The sequence below is a fragment of the Streptomyces sp. NPDC090442 genome (genome assembly GCF_044769405.1).
Taxonomy (GTDB): domain Bacteria; phylum Actinomycetota; class Actinomycetes; order Streptomycetales; family Streptomycetaceae; genus Streptomyces.
The window spans coordinates 203,333-228,881 of record NZ_JBIVXW010000003.1; the positions used below are offsets into that span (position 1 = coordinate 203,333).

Here is a 25,549-nt window from a genome sequence, read left to right on the forward strand (position 1 = left end):
GACACCGCCCTCCACCTGCATACTTGCCTATCTCTTTGCCATTTGATGAACTTCCTTTACTCTTCCTGGTGTGGAGGGTGCGGAAAGTCCCTCCGGCAGCGACGACGCTGTGAGTGCCGTACGAGACTGTCGGAGGAGCAGTGGACGTTTCCCTTGGTCTGTGGGTGCTGACCATCCTCGGTCTGATCGCCCTGATCGCCGTCGATTTCTTCATCGGCGGCCGCAAGCCCCATGAGGTGTCCCTCAAGGAGGCTGGCATCTGGACCGGCGTCTGGATGGGGCTCGCCGTGCTGTTCGGGCTCGGGCTGCTGTTCTTCGCCGGCGGTGCGCCGGCGGGCGAGTTCTTCGCGGGCTTCATCACCGAGAAGTCGTTGAGCGTCGACAACCTCTTCGTCTTCGTCCTGATCATGAGCAAGTTCGCGGTCCCGGCCGTCTACCAGCAGCGGGTGCTGATGGTCGGGGTGCTGATCGCGCTGGTGCTGCGGGCCGGCTTCATCGGCGCGGGCGCCGCGATCATCGCCAACTTCTCCTGGGTCTTCTACCTCTTCGGCGCGTTCCTCATCTGGACGGCGTGGAAGCTCATCCAGGAGGCGCGCTCCGGGGCGGAGGACGAGGAGTTCGAGGAGAACCGCTTCCTGAAGGCGGTCGAGCGCCGCTTCCCGTCCACCGACCGGTACCACGGCACGAAGCTGTTCGTCGTCGAGAACGGCCGGCGGCTGATGACGCCGATGCTGATCGTCATGCTGGCGATCGGCACCACCGACGTGCTGTTCGCCCTGGACTCGATCCCGGCGATCTTCGGCCTCACCCAGGACCCGTACATCGTCTTCACCGCCAACGCCTTCGCCCTGATGGGGCTGCGGCAGCTCTACTTCCTGATCGGCGGACTGCTCAAGAAGCTGGTCCACCTCTCCTACGGCCTGTCGGTGATCCTCGGCTTCATCGGCGTGAAGCTGGTGCTGCACGCCCTGCACGAGTCCGGGGTGGCCGTGCCGGAGATCAGCATCCCGGTCTCGTTGGGCGTGATCTGCGCGGTGCTGGTCGTCACCACGTTGACCAGCCTGCGCGCCTCGCGGCGGCTGGCGGCGGCCGAGCAGCCCGACGAGGCGGGGGCGCATCCCCGCGGCTAGCGGGTCGCGGGGCGCATACGAGGCGGGCCCGGTGGGTGCGGCTGCACCCACCGGGCCCGGAGCCGTTCGACCGGCGCCTACCAGCCGCGCTCGCGCCACTCGGCGAGGTGCGGCCGCTCGTCGCCGAGCGTGGTGTCGGCGCCGTGGCCCGGATACACCCAGGTCTCGTCCGGCAGTGCGTCGAAGAGCTTGCGCTGCACGCCGTCCAGCAGGCTGGCGAACCGCTCCGCGCTGCCCCAGGTGTTGCCCACCCCGCCGGGGAAGAGGCAGTCCCCGGTGAAGACGTGCGGGTGGCCGTGCGGGTCGTCGTAGACCAGCGCGATGCTGCCCGGGGTGTGCCCGACCAGATGGCGCGCGGTCAGCCGGACCCGCCCCACGGTGAGGACGTCGCCGTCGTCGACCAGGACGTCGGTGGGGACGGGGATGCCCTCGGCGTCGTACCGCCCCGCGTACGTCCGGGCGCCGGTCGCGTCGACGACCTCGCGCAGCGCGCCCCAGTGGTCACCGTGCTGGTGCGTGGTGACCACGGACGCGAGGCCGCTGTCGCCGACCAGGGTGAGCAGCGTGTGCGGCTCGGCGGCCGCGTCGATCAGAAGCTGTTCGTCGGTGGCACGACAGCGCAGCACATAGGCGTTGTTGTTGGTGGGACCGACCGCGACCTTCGAGATCATCAGGTCGGTCAGCTCGTGCACGTCGGCCGGTCCGCCGACCTTCACTGCTCCGCTGTAGGTCATGGCACCAACTCTAGAGCGGCGGGATCAGCGGCAGCGGACCGCCGTGGGTCTCCAGCCGGCCGCCGTCGGAGCGCCCGGTCAGCCAGCCGACCAGATCCCGCGCCGGGCCGCGCACCACCACCGGCGCGGTCGGTGTGCCGTCGGCGGAGTCCGCGCGCCCGGTGCGCCAGCGCCGGCCCTCGTCGGCGTGCAACTCCAGGGCCGGCAGGTCCGGGTGGCGGGCGAACTTGATCCCGGCGAGGAAGTCCAGCTCGCTGTCCACGAAGGCGGCCGGCAGGTGCGCGACGGTGTAGCCGACGCCCAGGTCGACGTGGTGCAGCTCGACCTCGGTCAGCCGGCGCAGCGACAGCCGGTCGGCCCGTTCGACGACGCCGTTGCGCATCTCGACCTCGTAGGCCCGACGGTCCTCGGGCAGGTCCCGCGCCGCCGCCGCGAAGCGGGCCGAGCTCTCCGCCAGGTCCGCGAGGTGCACCGCCAACGGGCGGTCGGCGCCCCGCTCGATGTCGCCGTTGCGCGCCTCCGCGCTCGCGTACATCGGCGTGCGGACGCCCGTTTGGGCCCACGTCAGGAGGTTGACCAGGGCGTCGGCGTTGCGGGCCAGGTGGGCCAGGACGTGGCCGCGGGTCCAGCCGGGAAGCAGCGACGGCTCGCCGACCGCGGCGTCGTCGAGCTTCCCCAGGGAGATCAGCAGGCGCTCGGTGGAGTCGTGGACGGCGGCCGTGTCGCGGGGGAAATCAGGAGCGATGGTCATGTCCTGACGCTAGCGCCGGGCGGCCGGATCCGGGAGGCGGACGGAGAGCTTCCGGCCGGATCAGGGGTGGTGCCGGTGGCACGGGTGGTGCGCGCGGGCGCGGAGGGGGCGGACGGAACGTGGGGTTCCTCACCTGCCGTCCGCCCGGTCCGCGCCGGGGCGCGTCAGCCCACCGGGACCACGGTGGGCGCCCCGAACCACCGGGCCAGCGCCGCGTCCAACTCCCCGTAGGGGCCGGGGACGTCGGACGCCCAGGCGACGTAGCCGTCCGGTCGCACCAGGAGGCCGGCCAGGCCGGGCCGGTCCGGACAGCCCGCCGTCAGGACCCGCACCCGGTCGCCGAGGCCGGCCGCCCGCCCGCGCAGCCCGGGAGCGTCGGCGAGGTCGAGCAACAGGCCGGTGCCGGCGTGCAGATGGTCCGCCAGCCGGTGCCCGTCGGACAGCTCCAGGTCGGGGGCGCTGCGGCCGGTCAGCTCGTGCGTGCCGGGCAGGTCGTAGCGCTGCCAGACGCCGGAGATCTTCTTGGCGAAGTAGGTGGTGACGTCGGACGTCCCGGCCAGTTCGGCGACCACCCGGCGCAGCGCGTCGCTGTGCGATCCGGGCCGCATCAGCGCCACTTGGGCCCGGGTCCACTCCAGCACCCACGCGCCGAGCGGCTGCCGTTCGGCGGCGTAGCTGTCCAACAGCCCCTCCGGGGCCCGGCCGTGCACCGTGGCCGCCAGCTTCCAGCCGAGGTTCATCGCGTCCCCGAGGCCGAGGTTGAGCCCCTGGCCGCCGAACGGGGCGTGCACATGGGCCGCGTCGCCGGCCAGCAGCACCCGGCCGCGGCGGTACTCGGACGCCTGCCGGGCGTTGTCGGTGAACCGGGTCGCCGAGCGCACGCCGGTGACCGTCACGTCCGGGACGCCGGAGACCCGGCGCAGCGCGCCCTGCAACTCCTCGGCGGTGACGGGGGCTTCGCGGTCCTCCGGTGCCCCGTCGAACTCCACGGTGAGGATCCGGCCGGGCATCGGCCCGTGGGCGTACGTCCCGGTGGCGGTCCAGTTCCAGCCGGCCCCCAGGGCGTCGGCGCCGGTCAGTTCCACGACGGCCTGGTGGCCGGTGATCGACGGCGCCGTCCCGGGGAACGGGATGCCGGCGAGCCGGCGGACCGTGCTGCGGCCGCCGTCGCAGCCCACCAACCAGCCGGCGCGCAGCGGGCCTTGGGAGGTGTGGACGCGGACGGCCGCCGCGTCGTCGTCGGTGTCGAAGCCGGTGAGCGTCACCCCGCGGCGGACGGTGACGCCCAGTTCGGCGGCGCGGGCGGCGAGTATCCGCTCCAGCGCCTCCTGGGGGACCAGGCCGACCTCGGCGGCCGGGCCGCTGGTGCCGAAGTCCGGGTCCGACTCGTCGAGCAGCTCGCCGCGGAGCATGATGCCCGCGAAGTGCCCGGCGAACTTCGGTACCGGCTTCGTCAACGAGGCGCCGGCGGCCTGCCGTTGCCGGACGAACGCGCCGAAGCCCTCCAGGGCGGTGCGCTGCGCCGCCGCCAACCGGGGCAGCAGCCCGCGCCGATAGAGGGCCTCCACGCTGGGGGTGTTGAGAGACCCCGCCTTGATCGTGGTGTCCACCTCGGCCAGTCGCTCCAGGACGATCACCGAGACGTCCGCCAGGGCCAGTTCGCAGGCGAGCATCAGCCCCACCGGGCCGCCCCCCGCCACCACTACGTCTGCGTCATGCGTCATGGCGCGGAGTGTAGTCACTAAAAATTTGTTTTGGATACAATTTTTTCGTCGCTCTCCTGCCGGGAGAGGCTGGTGCCCTGCTGAGGAAGTGCGGAAGGGGAGAAAGTGGCCGGAAAGAAGTCGGCGGGGGAGTCGGTGCGGGGGAGCGCGGGCGCCGAGGGGGACGCCCAACTGCCGCTGCGCGAGCGCAAGAAGCGGCTCACCCGGCAGCGGATCTCCGCGGTCGCGACGGAGCTCTTCATCGAGCGCGGCTTCGACGACGTCAGCGTGGCCGAGGTGGCCCGCGCTGCCGAGGTCTCCACGATGACGGTCTTCAACTACTTCCCGCGCAAGGAGGACCTCTTCCTCGACCGGATCCCCGAGGCCGTCGAGCTGGTCGTGCGCGGGGTGCGGGAGCGCGGCGCGGACGAGGCGCCGCTCGCCGCGCTGCGCCGGCTGGCGCTGGAGCTGTTCGCGCAGGGGCATCCGCTGGGCGGGCCGAAGGAGGGGTTCCAGCACTTCTGGCGCACCGTGCTGGACTCGTCCGCGCTGCGGGCGCGGGCCCGCGAGGCGGTCGAGGAGATCGAGGGGGCACTGGCCGGGGCGCTCGCCGAGGCGGCCGGCGGCGACCCCGCGCGGCCCGACCGGGACGCCCGGCTGGCCGCGGCGCTGATCGTCGCGGGGTGGCGGACGGCCTTCGTCGACGGCGCCGCCCGACAGTTGGCGGGTGACCCCGCGGACGCGGTCGCCGTTGACCACGAAGCAGTGATCCGGCACACGTTCGACGTGCTGGAGCGGGCGCTGCCGGACGGGGGTCGGGGGCGGACGGGCCGAAGCCGTGCCGCGCGCCGAACGGCGTAAGGGCTGGTCAGCGCGGCGGGAAGGTTGTGGGGTCGTGACACGTTTGGGTGAAGAGGGCTTGCGAGGCCGGTAAATCGAATGCACGTGCTATAGGCTCGTGTGTGGCATCCCAACGACGCTGCCGCGGCGACCCCCATACCCTTGGGCGGGGGTCCCGCTCCGCTCCGCCGCCTCTGCTCGCTCACCGCGCGGCGGGCGCAGCCCCGTGGCTCCCGCCCCACTCTCCAAGAAAGGTGCCGACCGGCGTGGCCGACCGTCTCATCGTTCGTGGCGCTCGCGAGCACAACCTCCGTAACGTCTCGCTCGACCTCCCCCGCGACTCCCTCATCGTCTTCACGGGGCTCTCCGGGTCGGGCAAGTCCTCGCTCGCCTTCGACACGATCTTCGCCGAGGGGCAGCGGCGCTACGTCGAGTCGCTCTCCTCCTACGCCCGACAGTTCCTCGGGCAGATGGACAAGCCCGATGTGGACTTCATCGAGGGCCTGTCCCCCGCGGTCTCGATCGACCAGAAGTCGACCTCGCGCAACCCGCGCTCGACGGTCGGCACGATCACCGAGGTCTACGACTACCTCCGGCTGCTCTTCGCCCGGATCGGCAAGCCGCACTGCCCCGAGTGCGGCCGGCCGATCGCCCGCCAGTCGCCGCAGGCCATCGTCGACAAGGTCCTGGAGCTCCCCGAGGGCAGCCGCTTCCAGGTGCTCTCGCCGCTGGTGCGCGAGCGCAAGGGCGAGTTCGTGGACCTCTTCTCCGACCTCCAGACCAAGGGCTACAGCCGCGCCCGGGTCGACGGCGAGACCATCCAGCTCTCCGAGCCGCCGAAGCTGAAGAAGCAGGAGAAGCACACCATCGAGGTGGTCATCGACCGCCTCACGGTCAAGGAGAGCGCCAAGCGCCGGCTGACCGACTCCGTGGAGACCGCCCTCGGCCTCTCCGGCGGCATGGTCATCCTCGACTTCGTCGACCTGGAGCCGGACGACCCGCAGCGCGAGCGGATGTACTCCGAGCACCTCTACTGCGCCTACGACGACCTCTCCTTCGAGGAGTTGGAGCCCCGCTCCTTCTCCTTCAACTCCCCCTTCGGCGCGTGCCCGGACTGCACCGGCATCGGCACCCGCATGGAGGTCGACCCCGAGCTGATCATCCCGGACGAGGAGCGCTCCCTCGACGAGGGCGCCATCCACCCCTGGTCCGGCGGTCACACCAAGGACTACTTCGGCCGGCTGGTCGGCGCGCTCGCCGACGCCCTGGGCTTCCGCACGGACATCCCCTGGGCCGGCCTGCCGCAGCGCGCCAAGAAGGCCCTGCTGCACGGCCACAAGACCCAGATCGAGGTCCGCTACCGCAACCGCTACGGCCGCCAGCGGGCCTACACCACCGCCTTCGAGGGCGCGGTGCCGTTCGTCAAGCGGCGGCACAGCGAGGCGGAGAGCGACAGCAGCCGGGAGCGCTTCGAGGGCTACATGCGCGAGGTGCCCTGCCCGACCTGTGAGGGCACCCGGCTCAAGCCGATCGTGCTCGCGGTCACGGTGCAGGAGAAGTCGATCGCCGAGGTCGCGGCGATGTCGATCAGCGACTGCGCCGACTTCCTGCGCACCATGACGCTCAACGCCCGCGAGAAGACCATCGCCGAGCGGGTCCTGAAGGAGGTCAACGAGCGGCTGAAGTTCCTGGTCGACGTTGGCCTGGACTACCTCTCGCTGAACCGCGCGGCCGGCACCCTCTCCGGCGGCGAGGCCCAGCGCATCCGCCTGGCCACCCAGATCGGCTCCGGCCTGGTCGGCGTGCTCTACGTCCTCGACGAGCCGTCGATCGGCCTGCACCAGCGCGACAACCACCGCCTGATCGAGACCCTGGTGCGGCTGCGCGACATGGGCAACACCCTGATCGTGGTGGAGCACGACGAGGACACCATCAAGGTCGCCGACTGGGTCGTCGACATCGGCCCCGGCGCCGGCGAGCACGGCGGCAAGGTCGTGCACAGCGGCCCGATGAAGCAACTGCTGGCCAACAAGGACTCCATCACCGGCCAGTACCTCGCCGGCAAGAGGGCCATCGCCACGCCGGACGTGCGCCGACCCGCCGACCCGTCCCGCCAGTTGACGGTGCACGGCGCGAAGGAGAACAACCTCCGCGACATCGACGTCTCGTTCCCGCTCGGGGTGCTCTCGGCCGTCACCGGCGTCTCCGGCTCCGGCAAGTCGACGCTGGTCAACGACATCCTCTACACCCACCTCGCCCGCGAGCTGAACGGCGCCAAGTCGGTCCCCGGCCGGCACACCCGGGTCGCCGGCGACGACCTCGTCGACAAGGTGGTGCACGTCGACCAGTCGCCAATCGGCCGCACCCCGCGGTCCAACCCGGCCACCTACACCGGCGTCTTCGACCACGTCCGCAAGCTCTTCGCGGAGACGATGGAGGCCAAGGTCCGCGGCTATCTGCCCGGTCGCTTCTCCTTCAACGTCAAGGGCGGCCGCTGCGAGAACTGCTCGGGCGACGGCACCATCAAGATCGAGATGAACTTCCTGCCGGACGTCTACGTCCCGTGCGAGGTCTGCCACGGCGCGCGGTACAACCGCGAGACGCTGGAGGTGCACTACAAGGGCAAGTCCATCGCCGAGGTGCTGGACATGCCGATCGAGGAGGCGCTGAGCTTCTTCGAGGCGGTGCCCACCATCGCCCGCCACCTCAAGACGCTCAACGAGGTCGGCCTCGGCTACGTCCGGCTCGGCCAGTCCGCGCCCACCCTCTCCGGCGGTGAGGCGCAGCGCGTCAAGCTGGCCAGCGAGCTCCAGAAGCGCTCCACCGGCAGCACCGTCTACGTCCTCGACGAGCCCACCACGGGCCTGCACTTCGAGGACATCAGCAAGCTGATCAAGGTGCTCTCCGGTCTGGTCGACAAGGGCAACACGGTGATCGTCATCGAGCACAACCTCGATGTGATCAAGACCGCGGACTGGGTCATCGACATGGGCCCCGAGGGCGGCAGCGGCGGCGGCATGGTCGTCGCCGAGGGCACCCCGGAGCAGGTCGCGGCGATCCCGGCCAGCCACACCGGCAAGTTCCTGCGGGACATCCTCGGCGACCGGGTCAGCGACGCCGGCCTGGTGAGCGGCGCGACCAAGGCGCCGGCCGCCCGGAAGACCACCGCCAAGAAGGGCACGAAGAAGGCCGTGGCCGCCGCGTCCGCCGGGACACCGACGGTGACCGCCTCGACGGCGAAGAACGGCACGGCGAAGAAGACCGCGGCGAAGAAGGCCACCGCGAAGACGGCGGCCAAGAAGACCGCGGCCACCTCCGCCGCCAAGAAGACCGCCGCCAAGAAGGCCCCGGCCAAGAAGACGACGACGCGGGCCCGCCGGGCCTCGTGACGTAGGCGCCCGGCACACCGTCGCACCCACAGCGGGGGCGGAGCTCCTTCCCGGAGCTCCGCCCCCGCCGGCGCAACCGCCGCCCTCAGGCCGCCAGTTCGGCGGCGAACGGCGGCTGCGCGCCCGCGCGGGAGCAGGTGATCGCGGCCGCCCGGGCGGCGAAGCGGAGGATGTCCGCCCAGTCCTCGCCGGTCAGCGCCGCGACCGCCGGGTACGACAGCGCGTCATGGGCGTCCAGCCGGTGCAGCAGCGCCGCGTTGACGGTGTCGCCCGCGCCGATGGTGTCGACCACGGCGACCCGCTCGCCGGGCACCGACACCTCGCCGCCGCGCGTCAGCACCGTCAGCCCGTCGCCGCCGTGGGTGAGCACGATCGCCGCCGGCCCCGCCGCCAGCCACTCCCGGGCCGCCGCGAGCACCGCCGCCCGGTCGACGCCCGCCGCGGCCGGCGCCCCGGTCAGCCACAGCGCGTCCTCCTCGGAGAGCTTCAGCAGCGCCAGATCCGGCAGCCAGGAGCGGAACCGCGCCCGGTAGGCGTCCGGATCGAGGATCAGTCCCGGGCGGATGTTGGGGTCGAGCGCGGTGAACACCCCGCGCCGGGCCTCCCGTCGCAGCAGCGCCTCGTAGGCGCCGGCGCCCGGCTCCAGCACCAGCGAGCAGGTGCCCAGGGAGAGCGCGCGCACCGCGTCCGGCAGCGCCGGGGGCAGGGTGAACAGCCGGTCGGCGGTGCCCTCCACGTAGAAGCCGTAACCGGCCGAGCCGTCCGGGCTGATGTCCGCCATCGCCAGCGTGGTCGGCTCCGGTCCGCGCTGCACCAGCGAGGTGTCCACCCCGCCGTCCCGCAGCCCGCGCAGCAGCGCCGTGCCGAAGGAGTCGGTCGAGACCCGGGAGCAGAACGCGGTCGGCGAGCCCAACCGCCCCAGTGCCACCGCGGTGTTGTACGGCCCGCCGCCGCACTGCGGCAGCAGCGCCGGCAACGGGCCGTCGGGGGAGGGCGGTTGACTGGGGACGAGGTCGATCAGCGCCTCGCCGGCGACGACGATCACGGATGCGGGTCCTTTCCTACGGGCGGCCGGGGCCGGTCGGGACGTGGCGGGGGAGGGCGTACGGGCCCCGGGCCGGGGCCGGTTCGGGCCGTCAGCCGGAGGCGGGGCAGCCGCACGAGGTGCGGTGCACGAAGGTGCAGGGCAGCCGAACGGTGCGGGGCGGCCGGTCCGGCGCCTCCAGCCGCTCCAGCAACAGGCGCACCGCCGCCGCACCCAACTCCCTGCTGGGCTGGGCGATCGCGGTCAGCCGGGGGGTGAACAGGTCCGCCCAGGAGAAGTCGTCGAAGCAGGCCAGCGCGATGTCCCGGGGGACCTCGCGACCCAGGGCACGCAGTGCCTGGAGCGCGCCGATGGTCATCGCGTTGTTGGCGGTGATGATCGCGGTGGGCGGCTCCGGCGCGGCGAGCAGGTGCCGGGTGGCGTCCTGGGCGCCCTCCGCCTCGGAGTTGCCGCCGGCCAGCAGCTCGGGCGCGAACGGCAGCCCGCGCTCGCGCAGCCCCGCGCGGTAGCCCTGGACCCGCTCGGTGGTGGTGCTGAGCCCGGGCAGCCCCGCCACCAGGCCGATCCGGGTGTGCCCCAAGTCGGCCAGGTGGCCGACGAGTTGGCGCACCGGGTCGGTGCTCTCCGCGCACACCTGGTCGAAGCCGTCGCCGACCAGCCGGTCGAGGAAGACCGTCGGCACCCGACGCCTGGTCACGTAGTCGACCATCTCGGCGGGTTCGGCGGACGGGGCGACGATCATGCCGTCCACCCGCCGCTCGTGCAGCAGTTGGACCACCTTGCGCTCGTGGTGCGGATCGTCGTGCGGATCGGCGATCAGCAGGCTGTACCCGGCCTCCAGGGCGCCGGCCTCGACGCCCTGGAGGATCTCGGTGAAGTACGGGTTGCTGATCGCCGAGACCGCCAGGCCGATGGAGCGGGTGCGGGAGGTGACCAGCGAGCGGGCGAGGGTGTTGTGGGTGTAGCCGAGCTCCTCGATGGCGGCCAGCACCGCGGCCCGGGTGTCCGGGCGCACGGGGCGGGTGCCGTTCACCACGTGCGAGACCGTGGCGACCGAGACGCCCGCGCGCCGTGCCACATCCACCATCGTCGTCATCCGGCTCTTTCCTCCCGACGCCCCGGCGCACCGTGCCCCGGCTTCCCGGGCGGGCGGTCCCGGCACCCGACCGTCCGCCGCAGTCCATCACAGTACGTCCGCGGAAGACCAAACGTAAACGCTTGCGTAAGCGTTTACGTCCTGGTGATTCTTCTGTAGTGTCCCGGCCATCGAACCCGCACGACGTCGTGAGGAGGCGCCGATGCGCGCTCTCGTGGTCACCGCACCGGGCCCCAGGGGCACCACCGCTGTCACCGAACTGCCCGACCCCCGCCCGGAGTCCGACGAGGTGGTCGTGCGCGTGACCTCCTGCGGACTGTGCGGCACCGACCTGCACCTCCTCGACGGCGAGCTGCCGGTGGCCCGCTACCCCCTCGTCCCCGGGCACGAGTTGACCGGCGAGATCGTTGCGATGGGCACCGCGGTGCGGGACCGGAAGGTCGGCGAGCGGGTCGCGGTCGACCCCAACATGCCGTGCGGCGCCTGCCACTACTGCCGAATAGGCCGCGGCAACCTCTGCGAGGACTACACCGCGATCGGCGTCACCCGGGCCGGCGGCTTCGCCGAACTCGTCGCCGTCCCGGCCCGCTGCGCCTACGTGGTGCCGGCGCACCTCTCGGAGGCCGCCGCCGGACTCGTCGAGCCGCTGTCCTGCGCGGTGCACGGCCTCAACCGGCTGCCCCGCCGCCCCGGCGAGCACTACCTGATCTACGGGGCGGGCACCATGGGCCTGATGATGGCCGCACTGGTGCGGACCGCGGGGGCCGCCTCGGTCTCGGTCGTGGACCTCAACGAGGAACGGCTGGCGTTCGCCCGCTCCTTCGGCGTGGACGCGGCGGTGACGCACGCCGACGCCCTCGACCGGGCGCCCGGATTCGAGGTGGTGGTCGACGCGACCGGGGCGGTCGCGGCCATCGAGGACGGCCTGGGCCGGGTGCGCCGCGGCGGCACCTTCCTCCAGTTCGGGGTCGCCGACCCGGCCCGCGCGGCGTCGTTCTCGCCGTACCGCGTCTACAGCCAGGAGATCGACATCATCGGCTCGATGGCGGTGCACAACAGCTTCCAGCCCGCCATCGACCTGCTGGCCGCCGGGCTGGACCTGGACCCGCTGGTCTCCGACGTCTTCGGCCTGGGCGACTTCGACGAGGCGGTGGCCCGCTTCCGGGCCGGCACCGGCCGCAAGATCCACCTCGCCCCGCAGAAGGGCTGAGCCCCGTGCCCGCATCCGTCAAGAACGCAGCGATCTGGGTCTTCGGCGCCCTCGGCGGCATCCTGTGGGGCTATGACACCGGGGTCATCTCCGGCGCCATGCTCTTCATCAAGCGCGACATCGCGCTCACCCCGCTCCTGGAGGGGCTGGTCGTCTCCGGCCTCCTCGTAGGAGCGATGGTCGGCGCCGGTCTCTCCGGGCGGCTCTCCGACTCCTGGGGGCGCCGCCGGCTGATCCTGGCCGCTTCCGGGGTCTTCATCCTCGGCACCCTCGGCGCGGCCCTCGCCACCGGGGCCGGCGCGCTGATCGCGTTCCGCCTCGTCATCGGGGTGGGCGTCGGCATCGCCTCCGTCGTCGTCCCGCTCTACCTCACCGAGCTCGCGCCCAAGCACCTGCGCGGTGGGCTGACGTCCCTGATGCAACTCCTGGTGACCGTCGGCATCTTCGTCGCCTACCTCACCGACTACGCGTTCGCCGACTCCGGGGCCTGGCGCTGGATGATCGGCCTGGGCGTGGTGCCCGCCGCGGTGCTGGCGCTGGGCATCATCACCCAGCCGGAGAGCCCGCGTTGGCTGGTGGGCAAGGGGCGCAGCGCGCAGGCCCGCGCGGTGCTGACCCGGCTGCGCGGGGACGCCGCGGCGGCGGGCGAGGAGCTGGCCGAGATCGAGCGGACCGAGCGCGCCGAGCGGACGACCGGCGAGGCGCTGACCCTGCGACGGCTGCTGTCGCCGCAGCTCCGGCCGGTGCTCGTGGTCGGGATGCTGCTGGTGTTCTTCCAGAACTTCGTCGGCATCAACACGATCATCTACTACGCGCCGACCCTGCTCACCGACATCGGCTTCGGCGCCAACGGGGCGATCCTCGCCAACGTCGGCATCGGCCTGCTCAACATGGTGATGACGCTGCCGGCGATGCGGCTGATCGACCGCCGGGGCCGCAAGCCGCTGCTGCGGGCCGGGGCGCTGGGGATGTGCGCGGCGATGGTGGTGCTGGCCGTCACCAACCTCTCCGGGCTCGGCTACGGCGCGCTGCTGTCCACCCTCACCCTGCTCGGGATCGCGCTCTACATCGCCTCGTTCGCGGTCTCCTGGGGGCCGGTGCAGTGGGTGATGCTGCCGGAGCTGTTCCCGATGCGGATCCGCGCCGCCGCGGTCAGCCTGTGCGTGCTGTTCAACTGGCTCTTCAACATGGTCGTGGCGCTGGTCTTCCCGTCCCTGCTGCACGCCTGGGGCGCCGGGATCAACTTCCTGTTCTTCGCCGGGACGACGCTGCTGGCGTACCTCTTCGTCCAGCGGCTGCTGCCGGAGACCAGGGGCCGCAGCCTGGAGGAGATCGAGGCGGAGCTGCTGGGGGCCGGTGCGGACCGCCGCTCGGCGGCTGGGACCGCCCCGGTATCGTCGGAGGTCGACGCCGTCCACTGATCAGGAGTTGCCTCATGAGCGTGTCCCCGGACCGCCGGACCATGTTGCGCGGGGCCGCGCTCGCGGGCCTCACCTGCTTCGGCGCCGCCGCCTGCGCCTCGGGGACGCAGGGCTCGGCACCCAAGCCGTCCTCGGACGCGCCGGTCGAGCTCGGCCCGGCCACGGACGTACCGGTCGGCGGCGCCAAGCTCTACGCCGCGCAGCGGCTGCTGGTCTCCCAGCCCACCCAGGGCGAGTTCACGTGCTTCAGCAGTGTCTGCACGCACATGGGCGGGGTCCTGAACAAGATCGAGAACGGGCAGGCCGTCTGTCCGCTGCACGGCAGTCACTTCCAGGTGGCCACCGGCAAGGTCACCAAGGGCCCGGCGAGCGTCCCCCTGGAGACGGTCCCGATCAAGGTCAAGGGCGGCAAGCTGATCGCGGGTTGACGGCCCCGGCGCCCGCCCGTCGGCGCGCCGACCGCACCGCCGTCCCGTTCACCCCCAGTCCCAGGTGATCCCCAGGATTCCCGGCCGCACCCCCTGCTCCACCATGTGCACCGCGTGGTGCCGGCCGCTCAGCGTCAGCTCCTGGCGGCCGCTGCGCGGGGCGCCGGCCGAGACCTGGCTGAAGCGCCGGCAGCGCACCGGCAGCGCCGCCTCGTCGAACCGCACCTGGAGCACGTACTGGCCGCCGGCGAAGCTGAAGCCGCGCACGTACTCGGAGCTCGGGCCACCGCTGCCGTCCTCGAAGGCGTAGCCGAAGACATGGGTGTCGCCGGCCCGCAGCCGGGTGTCGAAGAGCAGCTCGGCGACGACCACGCCGTTCTCGGCGTCCCCGCGCACCCGCCCCAACCGGCAGTTCTCCGCGGTCCGCACCCGCACCCGGGAGGGATCGCAGCCGGCGTCGCCCCGGTGGATGGCGACATAGCGGTCCACGCCGTCCCGGTGGGCGCGCACCACCTGGAGGGACTCCCGTTCGCTCAGCTCGCGCCGGGGCCCGATCCGCACCCGCTCGTGGTGGCCGACGGTGTGCACCCCGCCGTCCGCCGGGGTCTCCAACTCGGCGAAGAGCTGCTGGAGGCAGTCGGCCGGCGCCACCAGGGAGCGGTACGAGCGGGCCGGCGGCCGCTCGGTCTCCGGGCGGGCGCCGCCGTCGGGCACCAGGAGCCGGTGCAGCGACCGGTCGGGCAGCCCGAGGACGTCCTCCAGGGCGCGGACCGCGCGCAGCGACTCGGGGCGCTGCGGGCGCCGGGCGCCCTGCTGCCAGTAACTCAGGCTGGTGACACCGATGGTGATGCCGCGCTGGGCCAGCTTGTGCTGGACGCGGGTGAGCGCCAGGCCACGCGCGGTGAGCGCGCTGCGCAGGGCGAGGTGGAACGGTCCGGTCCGCAGCAATTGGGCCAACTCAGCCGGTACGGGAGGGTGCTGTGCGGTTTGGGGAGTGTTCTGTGCCATTGCCTCAATCCTCCGGCGCGCGCGGTGAATGTTCACAACCGGGATGCACGGCGCGCGCTCTCCCTGCTCGTTCACTGCAGGACGCCGGGCACCGGTCGTTCACATTCGGGCCCGCTCGTCCACACCCCCATGTCACCTCGCATTGAAGCGTGTTGACCTGCCTGCGACAACACCCGATGCTCCACAGCAGCATCCGGATGCGCTCCTCTCCCCTCTCACCCCTCACGGGAGGAACGCCATGCTTCACGCTCTGTTCACCCGGCACCGGCGCCGCAGATGGCTGTCGGCCGCGGCGCTGGCCGCCGTGGCCCTGACCGGCCTGCCGAGCGCCGCCAGCGCCGCCCCGCTGGGCGCCAACCGCCTCAACATCACCATGCAGGCCCAGGAGAAGACCAATTGGTGCTGGGCCGGCTCCGGCAACACCATCGCCGCCTTCTACGGCCGCAACTACAGCCAGAACCAGTTCTGCAACGCCGCGTTCAACCGCCAGCAGAACTCCACCTGCCCCAACAACCAGGCCACACTGGGAAATGTGCAGAACGCGTTTGACTGGATGGGGATCAATCCTGGCTCGTATGTGACGGGTTGGCTCCGCTACACCACCGTGCAGAACGAGATCAACGCCAAGCGCCCCATCGAGACCCGCATCCAATGGGCTTCCGGCGGCGGCCACATGCACGTCCTCTACGGCTACGACACCTCGCGCAACTGGGTGTACTGGGGCGACCCGTGGGCCACCAACAACCGCTACAACTGGGGCGACTTCGACTACTACGTGAACGGCAGCTCCTTCTCCTGGACCCACTCCCTCTACCGGATAGGAGCCTGAGGCCATGACGAAGCGCACCGCCGCCCGCGCCGCCGCCACGGGCACCCTCGCCGCCGCCCTGCTCGGCCTGGCCCCGCACGTCGCGCTGGCCGCCGCGCCCGCGCCGCCGGCGCCGGCCGGGGCCAGCGTGTCCGCCGCCCGCGACGCGGCCGCCGCCCCGGCGACCCTGGACACCCTGGCCCGCTTCTTCGCCGCCGCCCCGGGCAAGAAGGGGCCGGCCGCCGCCGTGGCCGCCGACACCGCCCCGCACGTCGAGGGCGCCACCGTCCCGGTCTACGAGCTCTCGCCCGACTTCGTCCGTGGGAAGGCCGACGCCCCCGTCGCCCGGCTGGAGTTCATGGCCACCAAGGCGGTCGCCGCGGACGGCCGCAAGGCGTCCGTGTGGACCGCCCACCAGGGCACCTCCTGGAAGGTCGTCAACATCGCCACCGGCGACGACGAGACCCGTTACGCCGCGGCCGGCGCCGCACAGGGCGGCGGAACGGTTTTCCACGAGCCGCAGATCGACGCCTGGTACGTCCAGCGCGGCGACCGCGTCGAGCCCCTGGACGACGCGGCCCGCAAGGCCGTGGGCCCGCACGGCACCACCGTCGCCGCCTACCAGAAGCGGGTCGCCAAGGCGTACGGCGACAAACTCCCCGGCTCCGCGTACGACAAGCGCGGTGAGGCCGGTGGCTTCGGCCCTGCCGGCGCACCGGCCGCCGACCCCGGCCGCGCACCGCACCCGGTCGCCGCGGACGCCGCGACCTCGGACGCCTTCCCGGTGACCGCCGCCTCGTCGGTGGCCGGCGGCGCCGCGTTGTTGGCCCTCGGGCTGTCGGCCACGGTGGCGGTGCGCCGGCGCCGCAGCCGCTGACCGACCCCCTTCCGCCGCACCCCCGGAGCCCGTCCCGCCGCCCCGTCACCGGGTGCGGCCGGGGCGGGCTCCGCCGCCTCGACCCTGATTGTCAGCGGCGGTCAGTAGGGTGGTGGGCATGGCAGACCCCAGCAGCTACCGACCCAAGCCGGGACAGATCCCCGACTCGCCGGGGGTCTACAAATTCCGCGACGAGCACGGCCGGGTCATCTACGTCGGCAAGGCCAAGAGCCTGCGCCAGCGCCTGGCCAACTACTTCCAGGACCTGGCCGGTCTCCACCCGCGCACGCGCACGATGGTGACCACCGCGGCCTCCGTGGAGTGGACGGTCGTCTCCACCGAGGTCGAGGCGCTCCAGCTCGAATACAGCTGGATCAAGGAGTTCGACCCGCGGTTCAACGTCAAGTACCGCGACGACAAGAGCTATCCGTACCTCGCGGTGACCCTGGGCGAGGAGTTCCCCCGCGTCCAGGTGATGCGCGGCGCCAAGAAGAAGAGCGTGCGCTACTTCGGCCCGTACGCCCACGCCTGGGCCATCCGCGAGACGGTCGACCTGCTGCTCCGCGTCTTCCCCGTGCGCACCTGCTCCGCCGGCGTCTTCAAGCGCTCCGCCCAGATCGGCCGCCCCTGCCTGCTCGGCTACATCGGCAAGTGCTCGGCCCCCTGTGTCGGCCGGATCTCCCCCGAGGACCACCGCGAACTCGCCGAGGAATTCTGCGACTTCATGGCCGGCCGCACCGGCGCCCACCTCCGTCGGTTGGAGCGTCAGATGCAGGAGGCCGCCGAGGAGATGGAGTACGAGCGCGCCGCCCGGCTGCGCGACGACATAGGCGCGCTCAAGCGGGCGATGGAGAAGAGCGCGGTGGTCCTCGCCGACGCCACCGACGCCGACCTCATCGCCGTCGCCGAGGACGAACTGGAGGCCGCCGTCCAGATCTTCCACGTCCGCGGCGGCCGGGTGCGCGGCCAGCGCGGCTGGGTCACCGACAAGGTGGAGGCGGTCACCACCGGCGATCTGATCGAGCACGCCCTCCAGCAGCTCTACGGCGAGGAGCAGGGCGACGCGGTCCCCAAGGAGGTGTTGGTCCCGGCGCTGCCCGACCCCGTCGAGCCGGTCGCCCAGTGGCTCACCCACCGCCGCGGCTCCCAGGTCTCGTTGCGCATCCCGCAGCGCGGCGACAAGCGGGACCTGATGGCCACCGTCGCGCGCAACGCCCAACAGGCCCTCGCCCTGCACAAGACCAAGCGCGCCTCCGACCTGACCACCCGCTCCCGTGCCCTGGAGGAGATCGCCCAGGCCCTCGACCTGGACACGGTCCCGCTGCGCATCGAGTGCTTCGACATCTCGCACCTCCAGGGCGAGGACGTCGTCGCCTCGATGGTGGTCTTCGAGGACGGCCTCGCCCGCAAGAGCGAGTACCGGCGCTTCCAGATCAAGGGCTTCGCCGGGCAGGACGACGTCCGCTCCATGCACGAGGTCGTCGGCCGCCGCTTCCGGCGCTACCTCCAGGAGAAGCAGAAGTCGGGGGAGTGGGGCGAGGAGCCGACCGTCGAGGAGCCGAGGGGAGCGGAGCAGTCGCCCGAGGGCGAGCAGACCGGGCCCTCCGCCCTGGAGCCGACCGAGGCCCTCAGCGACGCTCCGACCGACGACTCGCCCGGCGCCCCGACCGACGACTCCGCCGAGCGCCTCACCGACGAGGACGGCCGTCCCAAGCGGTTCGCCTATCCGCCCCAACTGGTGGTCGTCGACGGCGGCGCCCCCCAGGTGGCCGCCGCCCGCCGGGCCATGGACGAGCTGGGCATCGACGACGTCGCGGTCTGCGGTCTGGCCAAGCGGCTGGAGGAGGTCTGGCTGCCCGGCGAGGACGACCCGGTGGTGCTGCCGCGCAGCAGCGAGGGGCTCTACCTCCTCCAGCGGGTCCGTGACGAGGCGCATCGTTTCGCCATCACCTATCAGCGCAGCAAGCGCGGCAAGCGGCTGAAGGCGTCCCCGCTGGACGCCGTCCCCGGGCTCGGCGAGACCCGCCGCCAGGCACTCCTGAAGCACTTCGGCTCGCTGAAGAAGCTGCGGGCCGCCACGGTGGAGGAGATCTGCCAGGTCCCGGGCGTGGGCCGGAAGACCGCCGAGATCCTCGCCGCGGCGCTGGCCGGCGCGGCGCCGTCGGCCCCCGCGGTGAACACCGCCACAGGAGAGATCATTGAGGATGACGGGGCCCCGCCGGCCGCGTTGTCAGCAGAACGGGGGCAGGACCGATGAGCAGCAGACCGCACGAGACGCAGGAACCCGAGAGAGACGGTGCACAGGTGAGTACGGGCACGATGCGCGAAGCCGACCAGGGCGAGAGCGCCGCGATCCCCGAGCTGGTGATCATCTCCGGCATGTCCGGCGCCGGCCGCAGCACGGCGGCGAAGTGCCTGGAGGACCTCGGCTGGTTCGTCGTCGACAACATCCCGCCCGAGCTGATCCCGCCCATGGTGGAGCTCGGCGCCCGCTCCCAGGGCAATGTCGCCAAGATCGCCGTGGTCGTCGACGTCCGCGGTCGCCGCTTCTTCGCCAACCTCAAGGAGTCCCTGGCCACCCTCGACGCGCAGAACGTCAAGCGCCGCATCGTCTTCCTGGAGTCCTCCGACGAGGCCCTGGTGCGCCGCTTCGAGTCGGTCCGCCGCCCGCACCCCCTCCAGGGCGACGGCCGGATCGTCGACGGCATCGCCGCCGAGCGCGACCTGCTGCGCGAGCTGCGCGGCGACGCCGACCTGGTCATCGACACCTCCAGCCTCAACGTCCATGAGCTGCGCGCCAAGTTGGACGCCCAGTTCGCCGGCGAGGAGGTCCCCGAGCTGCGTGCCACCGTCATGTCCTTCGGCTTCAAGTACGGCCTCCCGGTCGACGCCGACATGGTCGTCGACTGCCGCTTCATCCCCAACCCGCACTGGGTCCCCGAGCTGCGCCCCTTCACCGGCCTGAACGACGAGGTCTCCAACTACGTCTTCAACCAGCCCGGTTCCAAGGAGTTCCTGGACGGCTACACCGAGCTGCTCCGCCTGGTCGCGGCCGGCTACCGCCGCGAGGGCAAGCGCTATGTGACCATCGCCGTCGGCTGCACCGGCGGCAAGCACCGCAGCGTCGCGATGTCCGAGAAGCTGGCCCGCCGGCTGAGTTCCGAGGGTGTCGAAACGGTCGTCGTGCACCGGGACATGGGGCGCGAGTGACCTCCCGTACGCCGCGGCTGCGCCGGGTCCGCCGCTTCGTCCCCAGCGGCCGCGCCACCAAGGGCGCCACCCCCAAGGTGGTGGCCCTCGGCGGCGGCATGGGCCTGTCCGCCTCGCTCGCCGCCCTGCGCCGGATCACCCGGGACGTGACGGCCGTCGTCACCGTCGCCGACGACGGCGGCTCCAGCGGCCGGCTGCGCGACGAGCTCGGCGTGCTGCCCCCCGGCGACCTGCGCAAGGCGCTGGCCGCGCTGTGCGGTGACGACGACTGGGGCCAGACCTGGGCCCGGGTGATCCAGCACCGCTTCACCAGCGAGGGCGAGCTGCACGACCACGCCGTCGGCAATCTGCTGATCGTCGCCCTGTGGGAGCAACTCGGCGACCACGTCCAGGCGCTGGACCTGGTCGGCAGGCTGCTCGGCGCGCACGGCCGGGTGCTGCCGATGTCGGCGGTGCCGCTCGAACTCCAGGCCCAGGTCAAGGGTCTGGACCAGGATCACCCGGACGAGATCAGCACGGTCCGCGGCCAGGCCACGGTCGCGCTCACCCGCGGCGAGGTGCAGTCCGTGCACGTCGTCCCGGAGGAGCCGCCGGCCGTCCCGGAGGCGGTCGCCGCGGTCCGGGACGCCGACTGGGTGGTCTTGGGCCCCGGTTCGTGGTTCTCCTCGGTCATCCCGCATCTGCTCGTGCCCGAACTACGCCTGGCCCTGGAGGAGACCCAGGCCCGCAAGGTCCTCTCGCTCAACCTTGCGCCCCAGCCGGGCGAAACCGAGGGCTTCTCCCCGCAGCGTCATTTGGAGGTTTTGGCCCGACACGCCCCTAAACTCGCCTTCGACGTGGTGCTGGCCGACGAGGCCGCGGTGCCCGATATCGACGGCCTGACGGTTGCCGCCAAGCAACTGGTGGGAAGCGAGGTCGAGCTGGCCGCGGTCGCTGCACGCGGAGACGACGCCCGGTCCGGTGCCGGGGGAGCCCCCGACCGGCACGATCCGGAACTGCTGGCAGCCGCGTACGACCGTATTTTTCGGATGCATGGAAGGATCGGCCCATGGCGATGACGGCTGCGGTGAAGGATGAGATCTCCCGGCTCCCCGTCACCCGGACCTGCTGCCGGAAGTCCGAGGTCTCGTCGATCCTGCGGTTCGCGGGTGGTTTGCACCTCGTCAGCGGCCGCATCGTGATCGAGGCGGAGCTCGACACGGGCATCGCCGCCCGCCGGCTCCGCAAGGACATCCTGGAGATCTTCGGGCACTCCTCGGACCTGGTGGTGATGGCCCCCGGCGGGCTGCGGCGCGGCAGTCGCTACGTGGTCCGGGTGGTGGCCGGCGGCGATCAACTGGCTCGGCAGACCGGGCTGGTGGACGGCCGCGGCCGCCCCATCCGCGGCCTGCCCCCGCAGGTGGTCTCCGGCGCGACCTGCGACGCCGAGGCCGCCTGGCGCGGCGCCTTCCTCGCCCACGGCTCGCTGACCGAGCCCGGCCGCTCGTCCTCCCTGGAGGTCACCTGCCCCGGCCCCGAGGCCGCGCTCGCCCTGGTCGGCGCGGCCCGCCGGCTCGGCATCGGCGCCAAGGCCCGCGAGGTGCGCAGCGTCGACCGCGTCGTCGTCCGTGACGGTGATGCGATCGGCGCGCTGCTGACGCGGCTGGGCGCCCACGAGTCGGTGCTGGCGTGGGAGGAGCGGCGGATGCGCCGCGAGGTGCGGGCCACCGCCAACCGCCTCGCCAACTTCGACGACGCCAACCTCCGCCGCTCGGCGCGGGCCGCGGTCGCCGCCGGCGCCCGGGTCCAGCGCGCCCTGGAGATCCTCGGCGAGGAGGTCCCCGAGCACCTCGCGGCGGCCGGCCGGCTGCGCATGGAGCACAAGCAGGCGTCCCTGGAGGAGCTCGGCGCGCTGGCCGATCCGCCGCTGACGAAGGACGCGGTCGCCGGCCGGATCCGCCGGCTGCTGGCGATGGCCGACAAGCGCGCCCAGGACCTGGGCATCCCGGGCACCGAGTCCAACCTCACCGAGGAGCTCGCCGACGGCATGGTGAGCTGACCTCCGCCGGGCCCGAACCACACGCGCCCCCGGCACCCGATACGGGTGCCGGGGGCGTCGTGCGTCCGCAGGTCATGGGGGTGCCGAACCCGAAGGCGTCAGAGGGGCTCGAAGGCGCTCACTTGAGCACCTTTCGCGGCCGATGTCAATGTCACGTACGTCTCTTCCAGGGGGTAGGGTCGTAGGCGGTCGGGGACAGCCCATACAGCTCGCCGGTTACCAAAACCGGCGTACCAACGAGGAGATCGGTTCGTGACGATCCGCGTAGGCATCAACGGATTCGGCCGCATTGGTCGCAACTACTTCCGCGCGCTCCTGGAGCAGGGCGCGGACATCGAGATCGTCGGTGTCAACGACCTGACCGACAACGCCACCCTGGTTCACCTGCTGAAGTACGACACCATCCTGGGTCGCCTGAAGCAGGACGTCAGCCACACCGACGACACCATCACGGTCGGCGACCAGACCTTCAAGACGATGGCCGAGCGCGACCCGGCGAAGCTCCCCTGGGGCGAGCTCGGTGCCGACGTCGTCATCGAGTCGACCGGCATCTTCACCAAGCGCGAGGACGCCGCCAAGCACCTCGCCGCCGGCGCCAAGAAGGTCCTGATCTCCGCGCCCGCCAAGGACGAGGACATCACGATCGTGATGGGCGTCAACCAGGACAAGTACGACGCGGCCAACCACCACGTCATCTCCAACGCCTCCTGCACCACCAACTGTGTGGCGCCGATGGCCAAGGTTCTCGACGAGAACTTCGGCATCGTCAAGGGCATGATGACCACGGTCCACGCGTACACCAACGACCAGCGCATCCTGGACTTCCCGCACAAGGACCTGCGCCGCGCCCGCGCCGCCGCGGAGAACATCATCCCGACCTCGACCGGTGCCGCCAAGGCCACCGCCCTGGTCCTCCCGCAGCTCAAGGGCAAGCTGGACGGCATCGCCATGCGCGTGCCGGTTCCCACCGGTTCGGTCACCGACCTGGTGCTGGAGCTCGACCGCGAGGTCAGCAAGGACGAGATCAACGCCGCCTTCCAGAAGGCCGCCGAGGGTCAGCTCAAGGGCATCCTGGAGTACACCGAGGACCCGATCGTCTCCTCGGACATCGTCAACTGGCCGGCCTCCTGCACCTTTGACTCCTCCCTTACGATGACCCAGGGCAAGCAGGTCAAGATCGTCGGCTGGTACGACAACGAGTGGGGCTACTCCAACCGTCTGGTGGACCTCACCGTCTTCGTCGGCGGCCAGCTCTGATCTCCGCCTGACGTCACCCAAGGCACCGGAATGTGCGGACGGGGCTCGTAGGGCGCGGCAACGCGACCTACGGGCCCCGTCCCATGACGGACTACAACGGAGTCACTTCACATGAAGACGATCGACGACCTGATCCAGGACGGCGTCGCCGGCAAGCGGGTCTTCGTCCGCGCCGATCTCAACGTCCCGCTGGACGGCACCACCATCACCGACGACGGCCGGATCCGCGCCGTCCAGCCGACCATCGCCAAGCTCGCCGCGGCCGGCGCCAAGGTGATCGTCGCCTCCCACCTGGGCCGTCCCAAGGGCGCCCCGGACCCCGCCTTCTCGCTGGCCCCCGCGGCCCGGCGGCTCGGTGAACTCCTCGGCCAGGACGTGGCGTTCGCCACCGACACGGTCGGCGAGTCCGCCCGTTCCGTGACCGCGCAGCTGGCCGACGGTCAGGTGGCCGTCCTGGAGAACCTCCGCTTCAACGCCGGCGAGACGAGCAAGGACGACGCCGAGCGCGGCGCCTTCGCCGACCAGCTCGCCGAGCTCGCCGACCTCTACGTCGGCGACGGCTTCGGCGCCGTGCACCGCAAGCACGCCTCGGTCTACGACCTGCCCCAGCGGCTGCCGCACGCCGCCGGCGACCTGATCGCCACCGAGGTCGGCGTGCTCAAGAAGCTCACCGAGGACGTCAAGCGCCCCTACACGGTCGTCCTCGGCGGTGCGAAGGTTTCGGACAAGCTCGCCGTCATCGACGAGCTGCTGGGCAAGGCCGACCGGCTGCTGATCGGCGGCGGCATGGCGTACACCTTCCTCAAGGCCAAGGGCTACGAGGTCGGCATCTCCCTCCTCCAGGAGGACCAGATCTCGACCGTCACCGAGTACATGGAGCGCGCCGCGAAGAACGGCGTCGAGCTCGTGCTGCCCGTGGACGTGCTGGTCTCCGCGGACTTCCCCGACCTCAAGACGAAGGCCCCGGCCAACTTCGAGACGGTCGACGCCGACAAGATCCCCTCCGACAAGGAGGGGCTGGACATCGGCCCCAGGTCCCGTGAGCTGTTCGCCTCCAAGATCGTCGACGCCGAGACCGTCTTCTGGAACGGGCCGGTCGGCGTCGCCGAGCACCCCGACTACGCCGGTGGCACCACCGCCATCGCGCAGGCCCTGCTCGACAGCACGGGCTTCACCGTCGTCGGCGGCGGCGACTCCGCCGCGGCCGTCCGCAACCTGGGCTTCGACGAGTCGAAGTTCGGCCACATTTCGACCGGCGGCGGCGCCAGCCTCGAATACCTCGAAGGCAAGACGCTCCCCGGCCTCGCCGCTCTGGAGGACTGAACAACCGTGAGTGACCGCACCCCGCTGATGGCGGGCAACTGGAAGATGAACCTCAACCACCTTGAGGCCATCGCCCACGTCCAGAAGCTCGCCTTCGCCCTGAACGACAAGGACTTCGACCAGGTGGAGGTCGCGGTCCTGCCGCCCTTCACCGACCTGCGCTCGGTGCAGACCCTCGTCGACGGCGACAAGCTCAAGATCAAGTACGGTGCCCAGGACCTCTCGGCGCACGACTCCGGTGCCTACACCGGCGAGATCTCCGGCGCCATGCTCGCCAAGCTGAAGTGCGCCTACGTGGCCGTCGGCCACAGCGAGCGCCGCCAGTACCACGGTGAGGACGAGGAGGTCTGCAACGCCAAGGTCAAGGCCGCGTTCCAGCACGGCCTGACCCCGATCCTCTGCGTCGGCGAGGGCCTGGACGTCCGCAAGGCAGGCAACCAGGTCGCGCACACCCTCGCCCAGGTCGACGGCGGCCTCAAGGACGTCCCGGCCGAGCAGGCCGAGACGATCGTGATCGCCTACGAGCCGGTGTGGGCCATTGGCACCGGCGAGGTCGCGACCCCCGAGGACGCGCAGGAGGTCTGCGCGGCCATCCGCGGCCGCCTCGCCGAGCTCTACAGCCAGGAGCTGGCCGACAAGGTCCGCATCCAGTACGGCGGCTCGGTCAAGTCCGGCAACGTCGCCGCGATCATGGCGCAGCCGGACGTCGACGGCGCCCTGGTGGGCGGCGCGGCCCTGGACGCGGACGAATTCGTCAAGATCGTCCGCTTCCGCGATCAGTAGCAGCTATGACGACGGGCCCGGCCCGTCGTACCCTGTCGGGGCCGGGCCCGGTGTCGTGCGCACCGCCCGGCCCCGTGCCGTCCGGCCCCGCCCGGCCGGCTTGTTCCGTCCGACAGTCCTCAGAGAGTTGGTCCAGCCGTGGTCATCGGGTTCTCGATCGCCCTCATCATCTTCAGCGTGCTGCTGATGATGCTGGTGCTCATGCACAAGGGGAAGGGCGGCGGTCTGTCCGACATGTTCGGCGGCGGCATGCAGTCCACGGTCGGCGGCTCCTCCGTCGCCGAGCGCAACCTCGACCGCATCACCATCGTGATCGGTCTGCTCTGGTTCGCGTGCATCGTCGTCCTCGGCGTCCTGATGAAGCTCGGTAGCTGACATCCCGTCGGAGACGCGGCCTATCATGAAAGGCAGCGTCCCGGGACGGGTAACTCGTGTCACTGGACGCGCGTTGGGCCTTACGTAGACTGGGGCGCCCGCAGCGGAGCTGCTGCGAGAGGC

Annotated in this window: 22 protein-coding genes; 16 read left to right on the plus strand and 6 right to left on the minus strand. The window is 71.7% G+C overall.

The features are described 5' to 3' along the window. The first annotated feature begins 140 nt into the window (after window positions 1-140). Window positions 141-1,130: a TerC family protein gene (locus tag ACIQU6_RS04285; protein ID WP_403480094.1), complete on the plus strand. Its 990-nt coding sequence runs from the start codon at window positions 141-143 to the stop codon at window positions 1,128-1,130. A gap of 77 nt (window positions 1,131-1,207) precedes the next feature. Here ACIQU6_RS04285 and ACIQU6_RS04290 read toward each other — a convergent pair whose 3' ends face one another. From ACIQU6_RS04290 to ACIQU6_RS04300, 3 genes are all read right to left on the minus strand, one after another. Further along, the gene (locus tag ACIQU6_RS04290) at window positions 1,208-1,864 is read right to left on the minus strand and encodes an MBL fold metallo-hydrolase (protein WP_403480095.1); all 657 of its coding nucleotides are present in this window, start codon (window positions 1,862-1,864) and stop codon (window positions 1,208-1,210) included. 10 nt (window positions 1,865-1,874) lie between these two features. Further along, a complete protein-coding gene (locus ACIQU6_RS04295) occupies window positions 1,875-2,615 on the minus strand; it encodes a maleylpyruvate isomerase family mycothiol-dependent enzyme (RefSeq protein ID WP_403480096.1) in 741 nt (246 codons plus the stop codon). A gap of 164 nt (window positions 2,616-2,779) precedes the next feature. Further along, window positions 2,780-4,339 carry an FAD-dependent monooxygenase gene (locus ACIQU6_RS04300; protein WP_403480097.1) on the minus strand — a complete coding sequence of 520 codons (1,560 nt, stop codon included), beginning with the start codon at window positions 4,337-4,339 and terminating at the stop codon, window positions 2,780-2,782. Window positions 4,340-4,444: 105 nt separating this feature from the next. On the opposite strand from ACIQU6_RS04300, the gene ACIQU6_RS04305 reads away from it, so the two are divergent. Continuing rightward, on the plus strand, window positions 4,445-5,179 hold the full coding sequence (locus ACIQU6_RS04305) for a TetR/AcrR family transcriptional regulator (RefSeq protein WP_403480098.1): 735 nt from the start codon (window positions 4,445-4,447) through the stop codon (window positions 5,177-5,179). Between the two features lie 245 nt (window positions 5,180-5,424). After that, complete coding sequence (gene uvrA, locus ACIQU6_RS04310; RefSeq protein ID WP_403480099.1) at window positions 5,425-8,547, plus strand: excinuclease ABC subunit UvrA; 3,123 nt, start codon at window positions 5,425-5,427, stop codon at window positions 8,545-8,547. Between the two features lie 85 nt (window positions 8,548-8,632). On the opposite strand, the gene ACIQU6_RS04315 is transcribed toward uvrA, so the two are convergent. After that, window positions 8,633-9,592, minus strand: coding sequence for a carbohydrate kinase (locus ACIQU6_RS04315; RefSeq protein WP_403480100.1), 960 nt, complete (start codon window positions 9,590-9,592; stop codon window positions 8,633-8,635). A gap of 91 nt (window positions 9,593-9,683) precedes the next feature. Next, complete coding sequence (locus ACIQU6_RS04320; protein ID WP_403480101.1) at window positions 9,684-10,688, minus strand: LacI family DNA-binding transcriptional regulator; 1,005 nt, start codon at window positions 10,686-10,688, stop codon at window positions 9,684-9,686. 202 nt (window positions 10,689-10,890) lie between these two features. On the opposite strand from ACIQU6_RS04320, the gene ACIQU6_RS04325 reads away from it, so the two are divergent. From ACIQU6_RS04325 to ACIQU6_RS04335, 3 genes are read left to right on the plus strand one after another with little or no spacing between them, the layout of a single operon-like run. Further along, window positions 10,891-11,898: a zinc-dependent alcohol dehydrogenase family protein gene (locus tag ACIQU6_RS04325; RefSeq protein WP_403480102.1), complete on the plus strand. Its 1,008-nt coding sequence runs from the start codon at window positions 10,891-10,893 to the stop codon at window positions 11,896-11,898. A gap of 5 nt (window positions 11,899-11,903) precedes the next feature. Then, the gene (locus ACIQU6_RS04330; protein WP_403480103.1) at window positions 11,904-13,319 is read left to right on the plus strand and encodes a sugar porter family MFS transporter; all 1,416 of its coding nucleotides are present in this window, start codon (window positions 11,904-11,906) and stop codon (window positions 13,317-13,319) included. Window positions 13,320-13,333: 14 nt separating this feature from the next. Beyond that, window positions 13,334-13,747 carry a Rieske (2Fe-2S) protein gene (locus tag ACIQU6_RS04335; RefSeq protein ID WP_403480104.1) on the plus strand — a complete coding sequence of 138 codons (414 nt, stop codon included), beginning with the start codon at window positions 13,334-13,336 and terminating at the stop codon, window positions 13,745-13,747. 48 nt (window positions 13,748-13,795) lie between these two features. Here the strand turns inward: ACIQU6_RS04335 and ACIQU6_RS04340 are convergent, their stop codons facing one another. Then, window positions 13,796-14,755 carry a hypothetical protein gene (locus ACIQU6_RS04340; protein WP_403480105.1) on the minus strand — a complete coding sequence of 320 codons (960 nt, stop codon included), beginning with the start codon at window positions 14,753-14,755 and terminating at the stop codon, window positions 13,796-13,798. Window positions 14,756-14,993: 238 nt separating this feature from the next. On the opposite strand from ACIQU6_RS04340, the gene ACIQU6_RS04345 reads away from it, so the two are divergent. The 10 genes from ACIQU6_RS04345 to secG all read left to right on the plus strand — a co-directional run bounded on the left by ACIQU6_RS04345 (window position 14,994) and on the right by secG (window position 25,426). After that, on the plus strand, window positions 14,994-15,584 hold the full coding sequence (locus ACIQU6_RS04345) for a papain-like cysteine protease family protein (RefSeq protein WP_403480106.1): 591 nt from the start codon (window positions 14,994-14,996) through the stop codon (window positions 15,582-15,584). A 4-nt stretch (window positions 15,585-15,588) separates the two neighbouring features. Further along, the gene (locus ACIQU6_RS04350) at window positions 15,589-16,440 is read left to right on the plus strand and encodes a hypothetical protein (protein WP_403480107.1); all 852 of its coding nucleotides are present in this window, start codon (window positions 15,589-15,591) and stop codon (window positions 16,438-16,440) included. 118 nt (window positions 16,441-16,558) lie between these two features. Beyond that, on the plus strand, window positions 16,559-18,697 hold the full coding sequence (uvrC, locus tag ACIQU6_RS04355; protein ID WP_403480108.1) for an excinuclease ABC subunit UvrC: 2,139 nt from the start codon (window positions 16,559-16,561) through the stop codon (window positions 18,695-18,697). A 62-nt stretch (window positions 18,698-18,759) separates the two neighbouring features. After that, on the plus strand, window positions 18,760-19,650 hold the full coding sequence (gene rapZ / locus ACIQU6_RS04360; RefSeq protein ID WP_403480136.1) for an RNase adapter RapZ: 891 nt from the start codon (window positions 18,760-18,762) through the stop codon (window positions 19,648-19,650). Next, window positions 19,647-20,708 (plus strand): uridine diphosphate-N-acetylglucosamine-binding protein YvcK, encoded by a 1,062-nt coding sequence (yvcK, locus tag ACIQU6_RS04365; RefSeq protein ID WP_403480109.1) that lies wholly within the window; start codon window positions 19,647-19,649, stop codon window positions 20,706-20,708. Before rapZ ends, yvcK begins: the two co-directional genes overlap by 4 nt. Continuing rightward, entirely contained in the window at window positions 20,699-21,688 is a 990-nt protein-coding gene (whiA, locus tag ACIQU6_RS04370; RefSeq protein ID WP_018536829.1) for a DNA-binding protein WhiA, read from the plus strand. The genes yvcK and whiA overlap by 10 nt, the downstream gene beginning before the upstream one ends. Window positions 21,689-21,940: 252 nt before the next feature. Continuing rightward, window positions 21,941-22,945 carry a type I glyceraldehyde-3-phosphate dehydrogenase gene (gap, locus tag ACIQU6_RS04375; RefSeq protein WP_274916292.1) on the plus strand — a complete coding sequence of 335 codons (1,005 nt, stop codon included), beginning with the start codon at window positions 21,941-21,943 and terminating at the stop codon, window positions 22,943-22,945. A 111-nt stretch (window positions 22,946-23,056) separates the two neighbouring features. After that, window positions 23,057-24,268 carry a phosphoglycerate kinase gene (locus ACIQU6_RS04380; protein ID WP_403480110.1) on the plus strand — a complete coding sequence of 404 codons (1,212 nt, stop codon included), beginning with the start codon at window positions 23,057-23,059 and terminating at the stop codon, window positions 24,266-24,268. Between the two features lie 6 nt (window positions 24,269-24,274). Further along, the gene (gene tpiA, locus ACIQU6_RS04385) at window positions 24,275-25,051 is read left to right on the plus strand and encodes a triose-phosphate isomerase (RefSeq protein ID WP_403480111.1); all 777 of its coding nucleotides are present in this window, start codon (window positions 24,275-24,277) and stop codon (window positions 25,049-25,051) included. A 138-nt stretch (window positions 25,052-25,189) separates the two neighbouring features. Then, window positions 25,190-25,426 (plus strand): preprotein translocase subunit SecG, encoded by a 237-nt coding sequence (gene secG, locus ACIQU6_RS04390; RefSeq protein ID WP_403480112.1) that lies wholly within the window; start codon window positions 25,190-25,192, stop codon window positions 25,424-25,426. Window positions 25,427-25,549 lie beyond the last annotated feature (123 nt).